The organism is Rhizobium sp. BK529 (genome assembly GCF_014194105.1).
In the GTDB taxonomy this organism is placed as follows: domain Bacteria; phylum Pseudomonadota; class Alphaproteobacteria; order Rhizobiales; family Rhizobiaceae; genus Rhizobium.
Map to the genome: position 1 here is coordinate 2913356 of NZ_JACIAU010000001.1, position 13952 is coordinate 2927307.

A 13952-nucleotide genomic window follows, 5' to 3' on the forward strand; every position below is an offset into this window, starting at 1 on the left:
CGCCGCTGTCAAGTCGCAGCATCACCGCAGATCAGATGCGGAAATGCTTCGAGAGCTTGAGGCCCTGGGCCTGATAGTTGGAGCCGAGGCCTGAGCCATAGAGGCTCGAGGGCTGCTCCTGCATGTGTTCGTAGATCAGGCGGCCGACGATCTGGCCATCTTCCAGGATAAACGGCACTTCGTGGCTGCGCACTTCCAGCACCGCGCGGCTGCCGCGCCCGCCGGCCGGCGCATGGCCGAAGCCCGGATCGAAGAAGCCGGCATAATGGACGCGGAATTCGCCGACGAGCGGATCGAAGGGTGTCATTTCTGCCGCGTAGTCAGGGGGAACGTGCACGGCCTCGCGCGAGACAAGGATATAGAACTCATCCGGATCGAGGATCAGCTCGTTGCGGCCACGGCTATAGAGCGGCTCCCAGAAATCGAAAATATCGTGCTGCGCCTTCTTGTCGACATCGACGACAGCCGTGTGGTGCTTGCCGCGATAGCCGATCAGGCCGTCCTTGTCGCCCGTCAGGTCGATCGACAGCGCGATGCCGCCGCCGGAGATGTTCGGCTGCTTGGCGGCGACCAGTGTTTCCGTCTCATGCAGCTTCAGAAGATCAGGCTCGCTCAGCACCGGATGGCCGACACGGAAACGGATCTGCGACAGGCGCGAGCCGCGACGCACGACGATGGGGAAGGTCCGCGGGCTGATTTCGAGGTAGAGCGGGCCGGAATAGCCTGACGGAATCTTGTCGAATTCCTGCGCATAGTCGGTGATGACGCGGGTGAAGATATCGAGACGGCCGGTCGAGCTCTTCGGATTGGCCGAGGCCGACATGTCGGCCGGCAGATCGAGGTGCTCGATCAGCGGCACGATATAGACGCAGCCGGTTTCCAGTACTGCGCCTTCGGAGAGGTCGATGACGTGCAGGCTCAGCCGATCCAACTTGTCGGAGACAAGATGGGATGGGCCGGGCATGAAGCTGGCGCGCACACGAAAAGCCTTGGCACCCAACCGCAGATCCAGACTTGCGGGCTGAATCTGATCACGATCAAGCTCGCGCTCGCTTTTGAGACGCCCCGTTTCAAACAGCGCGGCAATTGCGCGGTCGGCCAGAATTCCAGTTTCGCGAGCCATCATGCCCCATCCATAATCTGCCGCCGACAAAACCAAAGTCGGGGAATTGACGCAAGCACAGAACGGCAGTATTGCAAATTTATCCCGTGGTGATTTGGCCGGTCGGCTTGCAGCCACGTTAAACAAGTGGCTAAAAGGACCGGGTATGAAACCGGTCTGCTTTTGCGGCCGGTTTTTTTGTTGTTTGAAAGTGGTGATGGCATGAGCAAGACCTGGCGCCCTGCAACCCAACTCGTCCACGGCGGTACGCTGCGCTCGCAATATGGCGAGACTTCGGAGGCAATCTATCTCACGCAGGGTTTCGTCTACGATACGTCCGAAGCGGCAGAAGCGCGCTTCAAAGGCGAGACGGATGGCTTCATCTACGCGCGCTACGGCAGCCCCACCAATGATATGTTCGAAAAGCGCATGTGCATGCTGGAAGGTGCGGAAGACGCCCGCGCCACGGCCTCCGGCATGGCCGCCGTTACCGCCGCCATCCTCTGCCAGCTGAAGGCCGGCGATCATATCGTTGCCGCGCGCGCCCTCTTCGGCTCCTGCCGCTGGGTGGTCGAGACGCTGGCGCCGAAATATGGTATCGACTGCACGCTGATCGACGGGCGCTATCTCGAGAACTGGGAAAAGGCTGTTACACCGAAGACCAAGGTGTTCTTCCTGGAAAGCCCGACCAACCCGACGCTGGAAGTGGTCGATATTGCCGGTGTCGCCAAGCTCGCCAACCAGATCGGCGCCAAGGTGGTCGTCGACAACGTCTTCGCAACGCCGCTCTTCCAGAAGCCGCTGGAACTCGGCGCCCATATTGTCGTCTATTCCGCCACCAAGCATATCGACGGCCAGGGCCGCTGCCTCGGCGGCGTCGTGCTCTCCGACAAGGAATGGATCGACGAGAACCTGCACGACTATTTCCGTCATACCGGCCCGGCCATGTCGCCCTTCAACGCCTGGACGCTGCTGAAGGGCATCGAAACGCTGCCGCTGCGCGTCAAGCAGCAGACGCAGAATGCCGCAAAGATCGCCGACTTCCTCGCCGATCAGGGCAAGGTCGCCAAGGTCATCTATCCCGGCCGCAAGGACCATCCGCAGGCCGATATCATCGCCAAGCAGATGTCGGGCGGCTCGACGCTCGTCTGCTTCGAACTGAAGGGCGGCAAGGACGCGGCGTTTGCGCTGCAGAACGCGCTCGAGATCGTCAAGATCTCCAACAATCTCGGCGACTCCAAGAGCCTCATCACGCATCCGGCCACAACCACGCACAAGAACCTGACGGACGAGGCGCGCGCCGAACTCGGTATTTCGCCGGGCACGGTACGCCTTTCGGCCGGCATCGAAGATACGGATGATCTGATTGAAGATTTTGCCCGCGCTCTGGCCAAAGTTTCGGCCTGATCCTCAAGGCACGGCTGCAGAACAAACGCTGCAGCCGCGACATTTGCCTTGAAATTAACACTGAGAGTTAGGCTTAATGAACGAAAGCCCGCCCAATCGGGGATGGCAAGGCCGAGATTACTGTACCGTTTCTTGACGCACGAGGCCCGTTATAAGATACGAGTAATGTATCCTGACTAAGGTGTAAGGCATGTATCGCGCTCTCACACGAGATATCGAAGTCGTTGTCGAACCCTTTTATCTGGAGGAGCAATCCGATCCGGACGACGATCGTTACGTCTGGGGCTACCGCGTCGTGATCAGCAACAATTCCGAAATCGCCGTGCGCCTCGTCAACCGCTACTGGAATATCACCGATCAGAACGGGCAGATCGACGAGGTGAGCGGCCCCGGCGTCGTCGGCGAACAGCCGCGGCTGCAGCCGGGCGATACCTATGAATATTCATCGGGCTGTCCGCTGGATACGCCATCCGGCCTCATGTTCGGCCACTATCAGATGGAGACGGACGAAGGCGAGATGTTCGATGTCGACATACCCGCCTTCTCCTTGGATTCACCCGGCCTGCTCAGAGTGCTGAACTAATCCTGTCCACCTACTCCGCCGGTGCCAGTTCATGCACCGGGAAGCGGTACGTCGTCGAGCAGAATTCGCAGGTCACCGAGATCTCGCCATTTTCCTGGCTCGCCTCGATTTCCTCGGCGCTAAAACCCTTCAGCACGCCGCCGATCTTTTCCCGCGAACAACTGCAACGATCGAAGACCGCGCGCGGTTCGTAGACGCGCACGCCGCGCTCGTGGAAGAGGCGGAAGAGCAGGCGCTCGGTACCGACGAGCGGATCGGTAAGCTCATCGGCATCGACGGTCTCGACGAGCGAGCGAGCTTCCATCCAGGCATCATCCTCGACATGGGCGCGCGCTGCGGTGTCGCCGTCGCCGCCATGGAGATCGGGCTGGCGCATGCGCTCCGGCGCTTCCGGCAGGAACTGGGCAACAAGACCGCCGGCCCGCCAGCGGTGACGCGGCTTGCCGTTCTCGTCGCGGTCGAAGAGTTCGGCAGCGGCAAGGCGAACCCGCGTCGGGATCTGCTCCGACTGGCGGAAGTAGACGCCGGCAATGTCTTCCAGCGAGGCGCCATCCAGCGCTACGATGCCCTGATAGGGCTGGCTGAACTTACCCTGGTCGATGGTGAAGGCGAGGACGCCCTTGCCAAGAAGTTGTTCCGGCTCGGTCTCGCCCGAAGCGACTGCCTTGTCGAGCAGGGCCTGGTCGAAACGGGCATAGGCGCGGACATTTTCCGGCGTCGAGAAATCGCAGACCAGAAGATCGACGGGGCCGTCGCTTTTCGTCTGGACGGTGAACTTGCCTTCGAATTTCAGCGAGGTGCCAAGCAGCACCGTGAGCACCACCACTTCCGCCAGAAGGCGGGCGACGGGGGCGGGATAACGATGCCGCTCAAGAATCGCGTCCAGCATCGGGCCGAGCTGGACGGCGCGACCGCGCACATCAAGCCCTTCCACCTGAAAAGGGACGACATGATCATCGCCGGCGAAATCGAACTCGCCGAGAGCGGCTGCAGCTTCTGCCATGGCTTTCACTCCTATTTTATAGGAGCAGCCGACTAGCGCGCCGGCCGCTCGCGCAGCCGCGAGTTTGGGACTCGCGACATCCGATTATGGTTCAGATCGCGCCCAGGCACCAAGCAAGAATCGACTTCTGCGCATGAAGACGGTTTTCCGCCTCATCGAAGACCACGGATTGCGGGCCATCGATCACCTCGTCCGTCACTTCCTCACCGCGATGAGCGGGAAGGCAATGCATGAACAATGCGTCTTTGCCGGCCTGCGCCATCAAATGCGCGTTGACCTGATAGGGCTGGAAGACATTGTGACCGCGGGCCCGATGTTCCTGATTCATGGAGACCCAGGTATCGGTCACCACGCAATCGACGCCGGCGACCGCACGGTCGGCATCATGGCATAGCATGATTTCGGCGCCCTCATTGCGGGCCCAGTTCAGATAGTGATCCTTGGGCTCGGAACCAAGGGGTACAGCCATGTTCATGCGATAGCCGAAACGAGCAGCCCCTTCGACGAGGGAATGCAGTACGTTGTTGCCGTCTCCGGTCCAGGCGATCGTCTTGCCCTTGATCGGGCCGCGATGCTCTTCGAAGGTCATGATATCGGCCATGATCTGGCAAGGGTGCGTGTCGTCCGTCAGCGCGTTGATGACGGGAACGGTCGCATGTTCGGCGAGCTCCAGCATGCGGCTGTGCTCGGTCGTGCGGATCATGATCGCATCGACATAGCGCGACAGCACCTTGGCCGTATCACCGATCGTCTCGGCGCGGCCGAGCTGCATTTCGGTGCCCGAGAGGAACAGCGTCTCACCGCCGAGCTGGCGCATGCCGACATCGAAGGACACGCGGGTTCGGGTCGACGGCTTCTCGAAGATCATGGCCAGCATCTTGCCGGCGAGCGGCTTGTCGGCGGCACCCGCCTTGAACGCCTGCTTTCGCACCTTCGCATCGTCCATGATGGTTCTGAGATCGGATGCGGTGACTGCGGAGAGATCGAGGAAGTGTTTGGGGGAAGCCATTGTTCGTTACCTGCTACGCCCGCCAGCGGGCGGGGCATTGTCCTTTCAAGCGGTCTTCTTGACCTTGGCGGCACGGATGCTTTCGGCGGCACGCTCGAGACGGGCAATGCCCTCGCGCGCCTCTTCGGCGGTTACGACCAGCGGCGGCAGCAGACGGATGACATTGTCGCCGGCGGGGATGGCCAGAAGATGGGCTGCGCGGATCTCCTTCAGGAGCTCAGCCGAGGGAATGGCAGCCTTGACGCCGAGCAGCAGGCCTTCGCCCCTGATATCCTCGATCACATCGGGATAACGATCCTTGAGCGAGGCGAGGCCCTGACGGAAGACGAGGGTGACATCGCGGACATGCTGCAGGAAACCATCGGCCAGGATGACATCCAGAACCGCGTTGCCGACAGCCATGGCCAGCGGGTTGCCGCCATAGGTGGAACCATGCGTGCCGGCCTTCATGCCAGAGGCGGCCTCTGCCGTCGCCAGGCACGCACCGAGCGGGAAACCGCCGCCGATGCCCTTGGCAACCGCCATGATATCGGGCGTGATGCCAGACCACTCATACGCGAAGAGCTTGCCGGTACGGCCGACGCCGGTCTGAACCTCGTCGAGAATGAGGAGCAGGCCGTGTTCATCGCAGATCTGGCGGAGCGCCCTCATGAATTCAGGCGTCACCGGGCGGACACCGCCCTCGCCCTGTACGGGCTCTATAAGGATGCCGGCCGTCTTGTCGGAAATCGCGGCGCGCACGGCCTCGATATCGCCGAAGGGAACCCGATCGAAGCCGGGGGTCTTCGGGCCGAAACCTTCGAGATATTTCTCCTGGCCGCCGGCGGCGATGGTCGCCAGCGTGCGGCCGTGGAAGGCGCCTTCGAAGGTGATAATGTGGAAACGTTCGGGATGTCCCTTGGAGAACTGGTAGCGGCGCGCCGTCTTGATGGCGCATTCCAGAGCCTCGGCACCGGAATTGGTGAAGAACACCTTGTCGGCGAAAGTGGCATCCGTCAGCCGCTTGGCAAGCTTCTCCTGACCAGGCACTTCATAGACATTCGACAGGTGCCAGACCTTGTCGGCCTGATCCTTGAGAGCAGCCACGACATGCGGGTTGCCGTGACCGACTGACGTGACAGCGACGCCTGCGCCAAAATCGAGATATCGTTCGCCGGTTTCGGTGATCAGCCAGACGCCCTCACCTCGCTCGAACCGCAACGGGGCACGAGAATAGGTATCATAAAGCGGCGAGGCTTCAGCCATGGCGCGAACTCCTGCAACAGGTTATGAGACAACGGACTCCGGCTAACAAAACCAGGCCCGAAAAATCAAAAATGCCGCCTTTCGGCGGCCGAGAGCACTATTTACTTTTCGCACTGCAATGTCAACAAAACTGAGGATTTAGCGCATGCGTCAAGCAGGCAATCGGCTTTACAGGTCTATCAACAGCTAATGTTGCAGAAATGACTCGCTCGGGAAGCAAGTTGGGGAAAACTACGAATTCGGATTCATCCGATTCCTGCGACTCTTGTCACAGAGTCAGGCTCACACTAGGTTAAAGTTCAATTACTAGACTGCATGCGGCGGAACTAGTCACCTAAATTTATCAGGCGTTTCTTGCTTCGGAAGCTTCCGAGGCAACGGTGAGGGATTCTGCCATCACCAACGCAAAGGCGGAGACAGGGCATGAACTGGACAGACGAGCGTGTCGAGAAGCTCAAGAAGCTTTGGTCGGAGGGGTTGAGCGCCAGCCAGATCGCTGCGCAGCTTGGCGGGGTGAGTAGAAACGCTGTTATCGGCAAGGTTCACCGGCTCAGTCTTCCCGGCCGCGCCAAGGCCGGCGGTACGGCAACCACGGCGCGTGCGCCGAAGCGCAATACCTCGGCACCGCGCGCTCCGAACTATACATCTCGCATCGCCACCCGCACCGTGACGCGCCAGCAGGGCGCAACGATGCTGAAGGAAGAGATCGAGATCGAAACCGTCGAGGAGATGGACTACGTGCCGGCCGCAAACGTGGTCGTGCCGATCTCCCGTCGCCTCGGACTGACGGAGCTGACAGAGCGCACCTGCAAGTGGCCGGTCGGCGACCCGCTGAAGGACGACTTCTACTTCTGCGGCTGCGACTCCCCGGATTCATCGCCCTACTGCAACTATCATGCGCGCCTCGCCTATCAGCCGGTCAGCGAACGCCGCAAGGCTGTCCGGGTCGCCTGATCGGCGACCTCCAACAGACCAAACGTACCGTCACCCCTCCTCGCCGATGCGCGGAGGGGTGATTTTTTTAGCCGGCACAGGAGCGCGGGAAAACGGCTCCCGGCCACGGTCGTTCGAAGGCCGAGCTCTGCCGGCCTTCCACCATGCCTGACAATGCGAACTTATGTGGCCAACATCACCGATGCGTTTCAGCCTCGACCGGCATGGAACGGTCGTCATGGCGCTGTAGCGCGATTTTCTGATCCAGATGCGGTATTCTCGTCGAGTAGCACGGCGCAAACAGTCGCTCAGGGGTGCCAATGGAGATCGATCCGAAGCGCATGACAATGGGATTCGTCGGGACGGGCACGATTACAGAGGCCGTCGTCACCGGATTGGGCAAGACAGCGTTTCGCGACACACCGATCGTGCTGTCACCGCGTAACGCAGGCGTCGCCGCCCGTCTCGCGGCGGCAAACGAGAATGTGTCGATCGCTTTAAGCAATCAGGATGTCCTCGACCGCTCCGATCTCGCATTTTTGGCCGTGAGGCCGCAAATTGCCGAGGAGGTCGTCCGCTCGCTCCGATTTCGGCCGGGCCACCATGTCATCAGCTTTGTCGCGGCCACGCCAATGGATCAACTGCTGGCGTGGATCGATCCACCGGTTCGCCTAAGCCTGGCAATTCCACTTCCGTTCGTCGCAGATCTTCAGGGGGCGACTGCGATCTACCCGCCCGACGAAGTTTCCCACGCCCTCTTTTCGGCGCTCGGAACGGCGATCCAGGTTGAAAACAAACTTGAGTTCGAACTTCTCGCGGTGGCGAGCTGCCTGATGGCCAGCTATTTCGGCATCCTTGAGGCGACGTCGACCTGGCTGCAGAGCCAGGGGCTTTCGGGACCGTCTGGCGACGCCTACCTCCGTCAATTGTTTTCCGGCCTCGCCCATGCCGCCCGTTCAAAACCTATGGCGAGTTTCGACGAGCTCATCGGTGAGCATTCGACCAAGGGCGGATTGAATGAACAGGTGCTCGAAGACTTTCGCGCGTTCGGCGGCATGGCGGCTCTGCAAAAGGCTCTTGATCGAATTCTTGCGCGCATCCGCCTGTAAAAGCAGGTTCTTTCGAGGCTCGCTTCGGCGCTGGGTGTCGGCTTTCATTAGGAGTTGGGAGTTCCACATAGACAAACAGGCCGCCCGTCAAGCGGGCGACCCGTCTGGACCTCCGATCACTCGGATTAAGCTTCCATGGAATATCCCGCACCGCGGACGGTGCGGATGACGTCCTGCATGTTGGAGAAGTTCAGCGCCTTGCGCAGGCGGCCGACATGGACGTCGACGGTGCGTTCGTCCACATAGATGTCATGGCCCCAGACGCCGTCCAGAAGCTGGGAACGGGAGAAGACCCGGCCCGGCGATGACATCAGGAATTCCAGCAGGCGGAATTCGGTGGGACCGAGGCGGACTTCGCGGCTCTTGCGATGAACGCGATGGGTTTCGCGATCGAGCTCGATATCTCCACACTTCAGAACGGTGGAGAGAACCTCGGGACGGGCGCGGCGCAGCATCGCCTTGACGCGGGCGACAAGCTCCGGCGTGGAGAAGGGCTTGACGACATAGTCGTCGGCGCCGGTCGAGAGACCGCGAACGCGCTCGCTTTCCTCGCCGCGTGCCGTCAGCATGATGATCGGCAGGCGCTCGGTCTCCGGTCGCATGCGCAGTCGGCGGCAGAGCTCGATGCCGGAAACGCCCGGCAGCATCCAGTCAAGGATGAGCAGGTCCGGCGTGCGCTCCTGAAGCCGGATTTCCGCCTCGTCGCCACGGAGGATCGTATCCACCTCGAAACCTTCCGCTTCGAGGTTGTAGCGGAGAAGCACGCTGAGTGCCTCTTCATCTTCAACAACTGCAACTCTTGGGATCATGCGTGTCAGTCTCCTAATGCATGATCCTTAAACCGGGGGTGATTTAAACAAGGGACCATGCAGAAACTCGGAATTGGCTGCACCTAAAGCGTGTCGCGATCCTTCGGATCCGCTGCCGCGCTGTAAGCTTTTTTCGCATGTCGTTATCGCAAAACCGCTGCACACTTTTGCGCGACATGCTTTCTGCGCGCCCCCGGCGAGGGCGCGCATGCAATGGGCAGGTCCGGATTACTCCGTGACTGCGCCGACGGTGTTGGAGCTGTCGTCCTTCGGACGCTCGCCCTCCGGCTGGGAACCGGTTGCCATGTAGTAGATCGTCTCGGCGATGTTGGTCGCATGATCGCCGATGCGCTCGATGTTCTTGGCGCAGAAGAGAAGATGCGTGCAGCTCGTGATGTTGCGCGGATCTTCCATCATGTAGGTCAGGAGTTCGCGGAACAGCGAGGTGTACATCGCGTCGATTTCATCGTCGCGCTCGCGGATCGACTTTGCCTTGTCGGCCGAACGCGTCGTGTAGACGTCGAGCACTTCCTTGAGCTGGACGAGCGCCAGTTCGGAAAGATGCTCGAGACCGCGGGCGAGCTTGCGCGGAACGCCGGTGCTCTGCACGGCGATGACACGCTTGGCCGTGTTCTTGCCGAGATCGCCGACGCGCTCGAGGTCGGCGGCGATACGGATCGAACCCATGATCTCGCGAAGGTCGGAGGCCATCGGCTGGCGACGGGCGATCGTGACAATCGCCTTGTCGTTGATTTCGCGCTCGGCATGATCGAGGATCACGTCGTCCGAGATGACTTTCTGTGCGAGCGCGGTGTCACCGTTGACGAGCGCGCGAACAGCGTCGGCACCCATCTGTTCGGCAAGGCCGCCCATCTCGGCAATGCGCCGGGACAGGAACTTCAGGTCGTCATCGTAAGCAGAGAAAATATGTGTCGATGCCATGGGGCTTTGTCCTCGAAAATCGGGAAGGCTTCACATCTCCAAACTCAGCCGAACCGGCCCATGATATAGTCCTGGGTACGCGGATCGTCCGGGTTGGTGAACATCTTGTCGGTGTCGTTCTCCTCGACCAGGTTGCCGAGGTGGAACATGGCTGTACGCTGTGATACGCGCGCGGCCTGCTGCATGGAATGCGTCACGATGACGATGGTGTAGTTTTCACGCAGCTCGTGGATCAGCTCTTCGACCTTGGCGGTTGCGATCGGGTCGAGCGCCGAGCAGGGCTCGTCCATCAGGATGACTTCCGGGCTGACGGCGACGGCGCGTGCGATGCACAGACGCTGCTGCTGGCCGCCGGAAAGCCCGGTGCCGGATTCATGCACGCGATCCTTGACTTCATTCCAGAGGCCGGCGCGCTGCAGGCTGGACTCGACGATCTGGTCGAGGTCTGCCTTGGACTTGGCGAGGCCGTGAATGCGCGGGCCATACGAGACGTTTTCGTAGATCGACTTCGGGAACGGGTTCGGCTTCTGGAACACCATGCCGACACGGGCGCGGAGTTCGACGACGTCGATGTCGGGATCGTAGATGTCGTCGCTGTCGAGCGTGATCTTGCCGGTCACGCGGCAGCCGTCGATCGTGTCGTTCATGCGGTTCAGCGACCGAAGGAAGGTAGACTTGCCGCAGCCGGACGGGCCGATCAGGGCGGTCACGGTGTTTTCGCGGATGTTCAGATTGACATCGAAAAGGGCGCGCTTTTCGCCGTAATAAACGGAGACATCCTGACCGATCATCTTATACGGGACGTTGCTCATTTTCTGGTCCAGCGCCTTCTCAACTGCTGCTTCCGTCAACATGTTCATGATCTCTACTCCGTTTACCAGCGGCGCTCAAAGCGACGACGCAAGAGGATAGCTCCGATGTTCATGACGATCAGGAACAGGAGCAGGACGATGATGGCACCCGAGGTTCTTTCCACGAAGGCGCGCTCGGCTTCGTTGGCCCACATGTAGACCTGAACCGGAAGTGCGGTGGAGGGATCGAGCGGAGTGGTCGGCGCCTGGGCGACGAACGCGACCATGCCGATCAGGAGCAGCGGCGCGGTTTCGCCGAGTGCGTGGGCAAGGCCGATGATCGTGCCGGTCAGAATGCCGGGCATGGCGAGCGGCAGCACATGGTGGAACACCATCTGCATCTTCGAAGCGCCGAGGCCCAGCGCCGCCGAGCGGATCGACGGCGGCACGGCGCGGAGCGCTGCACGCGTCGCGATGATGATCGTCGGCAGCGTCATCAGCGTCAGCACCAGACCACCGACGAGCGACGCCGAACGCGGCAGGCCGGCGAAGTTGATGAAGACCGACAGGCCGAGCAGACCGTAGACGATCGAGGGAACCGCGGCGAGGTTGTTGATGTTGACCTCAATCAGGTCCGTGAGCCTGTTCTTCGGCGCGAATTCCTCGAGGTAGATCGAGGCGGCGACGCCGATCGGCAGCGCAAGGACGAGAACGATCAGCATCAGGTAGAGCGAGCCGATGAGGGCGACGCCGAGACCTGCGGCTTCCGGACGGCTGGAATTGCCGTTGACGAAGAGGCCGGTGTTGAACTGCTTGTGGAGAGCGCCGCTCGCCTTCAGTTCGTTCATCCAGGCGACCTGCTTGTCGTTGACCTTGCGGTTCTTCTCGTCGACCGAAAGATTGATCTGGCCTTTGTTGGCGCTGTCGATATTGGCATCTGCAAGCACCGTAACATTGACGGTCTTGCCGATGATCGACGGGTCTGCAACGACCATGTCGCGCAACTGGATCGGCGCGCCCTTGGACAGCATGGCGGTTGCGTCGCGCACATCAGGACGGCTCGAGGCATTGATGCCGAGCTGCTTGACGATCGCGTCACGCAGCAGAACCGGATAGTTGGCGGCGACCAGAACCGAAGGGTCGGTCGCACGCTTGTTATCAGGGTCAATCGTCTTCTCGGCGAACTCGATCGGCAGCGTGATCGACGTCTGCTGGAACGCCGTATAGCCGTTGCTGATGACTGTCCAAAGCAGAATGAAGAGGAAGATCAGGCCGAATGCGATGGCTGCGATGCCATAGGCCTGGAACCGGCGCTCGGCAGCGTAGCGGCGCTTGATGCCGATATCGCGACGCGCAGGCGCCTTCGACACGGTGACGCCGGCGGCGGGGGAAACAATATTCGTCATTCGTACTGCTCCCGGTATTTGCGCACGATGTAGAGCGCATAAATGTTGAGGCAAAGCGTGATGCAGAACAGCGTGATGCCAAGTGCGAAGGCAACCAGCGTCTGCGGCGACGTGAACTCGAGGTCGCCGGTCAGCTGGTTGACGATCTTGACGGTCACCGTCGTCATCGGCTCGAAGGGATTGAGCTGAATGCGGGCGGCGACACCGGCGGCAAGCACCACGATCATGGTTTCGCCGATGGCGCGGGAAGCCGTCATCAGCAAAGCGCCGACGATGCCCGGAAGGGCCGCCGGGAGAACCACCTTCTTGATGGTTTCGGAGCGCGTGGCGCCGAGACCGAGCGAACCGTCGCGCAGGGCACGCGGCACTGCGGTGATGATATCGTCCGACAGCGAGGAAACGTAAGGGATCAGCATGATGCCCATGACGATACCAGCGGTGATGACGCTCTGTGCCTGGATGAAGTTCGTATAGTTGCCGGTCAGCAGACCGCTGATCTGCGCCGAGAAATCACGCAGGAACGGTCCGACGGTGACGAGCGCGAAGAAGCCGTAGACGATCGTCGGAATGCCGGCGAGCACCTCGAGAAGCGGCTTCGAGATGGAGCGCACCCTCGGAGAAGCATATTCAGCCATGTAGATGGCGGCAAAGAGGCCTACCGGCACGGCGACCAGCATGGCGACCAGGCCGATATAGAGCGTGCCGAGCAACAAGGGGATCAGGCCGAACTGGCCGAAAGACGAGCCGCCGGCGCCGGCAAAACGCGGATCCCAAACCGTGCCGAAGAAGAAGTCGGCGAAGGGAACGACCGCAAAGAAGCGGCCCGCTTCCGTCAGCATGGAAAGCACGATGCCGATCGTCGTCAGAATGGCGATGGAGGACGCGACAAGGAGCGCCCAGAGCATGACGCGTTCGACACGGTTGCGGGCGCGGAAACGCGGAGCAACGGAGCGCAGCGCGTAGAAAGCGCCTGCAACAGAAATGAGCAGCACGATCGCCGTCATGATGACGCGACTCGTCATACTCTCGGCGTTCAGGGCTTTTGCGGCATCGATCATGTAGGGCTGCGGCTCGCCGGCGAGCGGTACGCCCTTCTCGCTGAGCTTTGCCTGCAGGCCGGCAGGATTGCCAGACAGCGAAGAAAGCTCATCCGGCGTCAGCAGGTTCATGCCGCGGGCAACCGTGGCGACCATGCTGTAGGCGAGATCCTGCTGGACGGCCGGCTGCGCCTTCACGTCATCAGGAAAGGCGCCGCGAACGGAGGAAGAGATAATGCCCGGGCTGACGGCCAGCCAGACACACAGAACGATCAGGGAAGGCAGAACAGCCCAGATCGCGGCATAGGCGCCATAATAGGCCGGCCGCGAATGCAGGGCAGCAGATCTGCCCCCGGAAACGGCCATAGCGCGGCTGCGCGCAGCCACATAGGCAACGGCGCCGATCACTACCAGGCACAAGAGTATGATGGATGTGCTCATTCGTTACGTCCCCAGGCCCACAGCCCCCAAAGAGCCCGGCAGCTCCAGGAGCATGCCATCGGCTTCGACATCATGGAGAAGAAATCACCCGCTCGGCACCCCATTGGGCCGGACGGATAAAGCGATGCCGGCGCG

Annotated in this window: 13 protein-coding genes and 1 riboswitch; of the genes, 4 read left to right on the forward strand and 9 right to left on the reverse strand. The window is 61.1% G+C overall.

What is annotated here, in order from left to right:
- Positions 1 to 31: 31 nt before the first annotated feature.
- Positions 32 to 1126: a 2'-deoxycytidine 5'-triphosphate deaminase gene (locus tag FHX08_RS14670; protein ID WP_165911862.1), complete on the reverse strand. Its 1095-nt coding sequence runs from the start codon at positions 1124 to 1126 to the stop codon at positions 32 to 34.
- Positions 1127 to 1199: 73 nt separating this feature from the next.
- A riboswitch (SAM riboswitch) is annotated at positions 1200 to 1278 on the forward strand.
- A gap of 46 nt (positions 1279 to 1324) precedes the next feature.
- Here FHX08_RS14670 and FHX08_RS14675 point away from each other — a divergent pair.
- Together FHX08_RS14675 and apaG are read left to right on the forward strand one after the other, a co-directional pair.
- The gene (locus FHX08_RS14675) at positions 1325 to 2509 is read left to right on the forward strand and encodes an O-succinylhomoserine sulfhydrylase (protein WP_132652757.1); all 1185 of its coding nucleotides are present in this window, start codon (positions 1325 to 1327) and stop codon (positions 2507 to 2509) included.
- A gap of 190 nt (positions 2510 to 2699) precedes the next feature.
- Entirely contained in the window at positions 2700 to 3092 is a 393-nt protein-coding gene (gene apaG, locus FHX08_RS14680) for a Co2+/Mg2+ efflux protein ApaG (RefSeq protein WP_132652758.1), read from the forward strand.
- A 10-nt stretch (positions 3093 to 3102) separates the two neighbouring features.
- On the opposite strand, the gene FHX08_RS14685 is transcribed toward apaG, so the two are convergent.
- The 3 genes from FHX08_RS14685 to FHX08_RS14695 form a co-directional block, all read right to left on the reverse strand.
- On the reverse strand, positions 3103 to 4095 hold the full coding sequence (locus tag FHX08_RS14685) for an Hsp33 family molecular chaperone (RefSeq protein ID WP_132652759.1): 993 nt from the start codon (positions 4093 to 4095) through the stop codon (positions 3103 to 3105).
- Positions 4096 to 4186: 91 nt separating this feature from the next.
- Positions 4187 to 5104, reverse strand: coding sequence for an ornithine carbamoyltransferase (argF, locus tag FHX08_RS14690; protein WP_132652760.1), 918 nt, complete (start codon positions 5102 to 5104; stop codon positions 4187 to 4189).
- A 45-nt stretch (positions 5105 to 5149) separates the two neighbouring features.
- Positions 5150 to 6349 carry an aspartate aminotransferase family protein gene (locus FHX08_RS14695; protein WP_132652761.1) on the reverse strand — a complete coding sequence of 400 codons (1200 nt, stop codon included), beginning with the start codon at positions 6347 to 6349 and terminating at the stop codon, positions 5150 to 5152.
- Positions 6350 to 6772: 423 nt separating this feature from the next.
- On the opposite strand from FHX08_RS14695, the gene FHX08_RS14700 reads away from it, so the two are divergent.
- Entirely contained in the window at positions 6773 to 7303 is a 531-nt protein-coding gene (locus tag FHX08_RS14700; protein WP_132652762.1) for a GcrA family cell cycle regulator, read from the forward strand.
- Positions 7304 to 7602: 299 nt separating this feature from the next.
- Positions 7603 to 8391: a pyrroline-5-carboxylate reductase gene (locus tag FHX08_RS14705; protein WP_132652763.1), complete on the forward strand. Its 789-nt coding sequence runs from the start codon at positions 7603 to 7605 to the stop codon at positions 8389 to 8391.
- 125 nt (positions 8392 to 8516) lie between these two features.
- Here the strand turns inward: FHX08_RS14705 and phoB are convergent, their stop codons facing one another.
- The 5 genes from phoB to pstC all read right to left on the reverse strand — a co-directional run bounded on the left by phoB (position 8517) and on the right by pstC (position 13817).
- Complete coding sequence (phoB, locus tag FHX08_RS14710) at positions 8517 to 9200, reverse strand: phosphate regulon transcriptional regulator PhoB (RefSeq protein WP_003570612.1); 684 nt, start codon at positions 9198 to 9200, stop codon at positions 8517 to 8519.
- A 228-nt stretch (positions 9201 to 9428) separates the two neighbouring features.
- Positions 9429 to 10142 (reverse strand): phosphate signaling complex protein PhoU, encoded by a 714-nt coding sequence (gene phoU / locus FHX08_RS14715; RefSeq protein WP_132652764.1) that lies wholly within the window; start codon positions 10140 to 10142, stop codon positions 9429 to 9431.
- A gap of 44 nt (positions 10143 to 10186) precedes the next feature.
- The gene (gene pstB, locus FHX08_RS14720; protein ID WP_132652765.1) at positions 10187 to 11002 is read right to left on the reverse strand and encodes a phosphate ABC transporter ATP-binding protein PstB; all 816 of its coding nucleotides are present in this window, start codon (positions 11000 to 11002) and stop codon (positions 10187 to 10189) included.
- Positions 11003 to 11016: 14 nt separating this feature from the next.
- Positions 11017 to 12339: a phosphate ABC transporter permease PstA gene (gene pstA / locus FHX08_RS14725; protein ID WP_132652766.1), complete on the reverse strand. Its 1323-nt coding sequence runs from the start codon at positions 12337 to 12339 to the stop codon at positions 11017 to 11019.
- Positions 12336 to 13817 carry a phosphate ABC transporter permease subunit PstC gene (gene pstC / locus FHX08_RS14730; protein WP_184327272.1) on the reverse strand — a complete coding sequence of 494 codons (1482 nt, stop codon included), beginning with the start codon at positions 13815 to 13817 and terminating at the stop codon, positions 12336 to 12338. The genes pstA and pstC overlap by 4 nt, the downstream gene beginning before the upstream one ends.
- Between the last annotated feature and the right edge of the window lie 135 nt (positions 13818 to 13952).

Coding starts and splice junctions, on each gene's coding strand:
- FHX08_RS14670 (WP_165911862.1), bottom strand. CDS start 1,126: ATGATGGCTCGCGAAACTGGAATTCTGGCCGACCGCGCAATTGCCGCG.
- FHX08_RS14675 (WP_132652757.1), top strand. CDS start 1,325: ATGAGCAAGACCTGGCGCCCTGCAACCCAACTCGTCCACGGCGGTACG.
- apaG (WP_132652758.1), top strand. CDS start 2,700: ATGTATCGCGCTCTCACACGAGATATCGAAGTCGTTGTCGAACCCTTT.
- FHX08_RS14685 (WP_132652759.1), bottom strand. CDS start 4,095: ATGGCAGAAGCTGCAGCCGCTCTCGGCGAGTTCGATTTCGCCGGCGAT.
- argF (WP_132652760.1), bottom strand. CDS start 5,104: ATGGCTTCCCCCAAACACTTCCTCGATCTCTCCGCAGTCACCGCATCC.
- FHX08_RS14695 (WP_132652761.1), bottom strand. CDS start 6,349: ATGGCTGAAGCCTCGCCGCTTTATGATACCTATTCTCGTGCCCCGTTG.
- FHX08_RS14700 (WP_132652762.1), top strand. CDS start 6,773: ATGAACTGGACAGACGAGCGTGTCGAGAAGCTCAAGAAGCTTTGGTCG.
- FHX08_RS14705 (WP_132652763.1), top strand. CDS start 7,603: ATGGAGATCGATCCGAAGCGCATGACAATGGGATTCGTCGGGACGGGC.
- phoB (WP_003570612.1), bottom strand. CDS start 9,200: ATGATCCCAAGAGTTGCAGTTGTTGAAGATGAAGAGGCACTCAGCGTG.
- phoU (WP_132652764.1), bottom strand. CDS start 10,142: ATGGCATCGACACATATTTTCTCTGCTTACGATGACGACCTGAAGTTC.
- pstB (WP_132652765.1), bottom strand. CDS start 11,002: ATGAACATGTTGACGGAAGCAGCAGTTGAGAAGGCGCTGGACCAGAAA.
- pstA (WP_132652766.1), bottom strand. CDS start 12,339: ATGACGAATATTGTTTCCCCCGCCGCCGGCGTCACCGTGTCGAAGGCG.
- pstC (WP_184327272.1), bottom strand. CDS start 13,817: ATGAGCACATCCATCATACTCTTGTGCCTGGTAGTGATCGGCGCCGTT.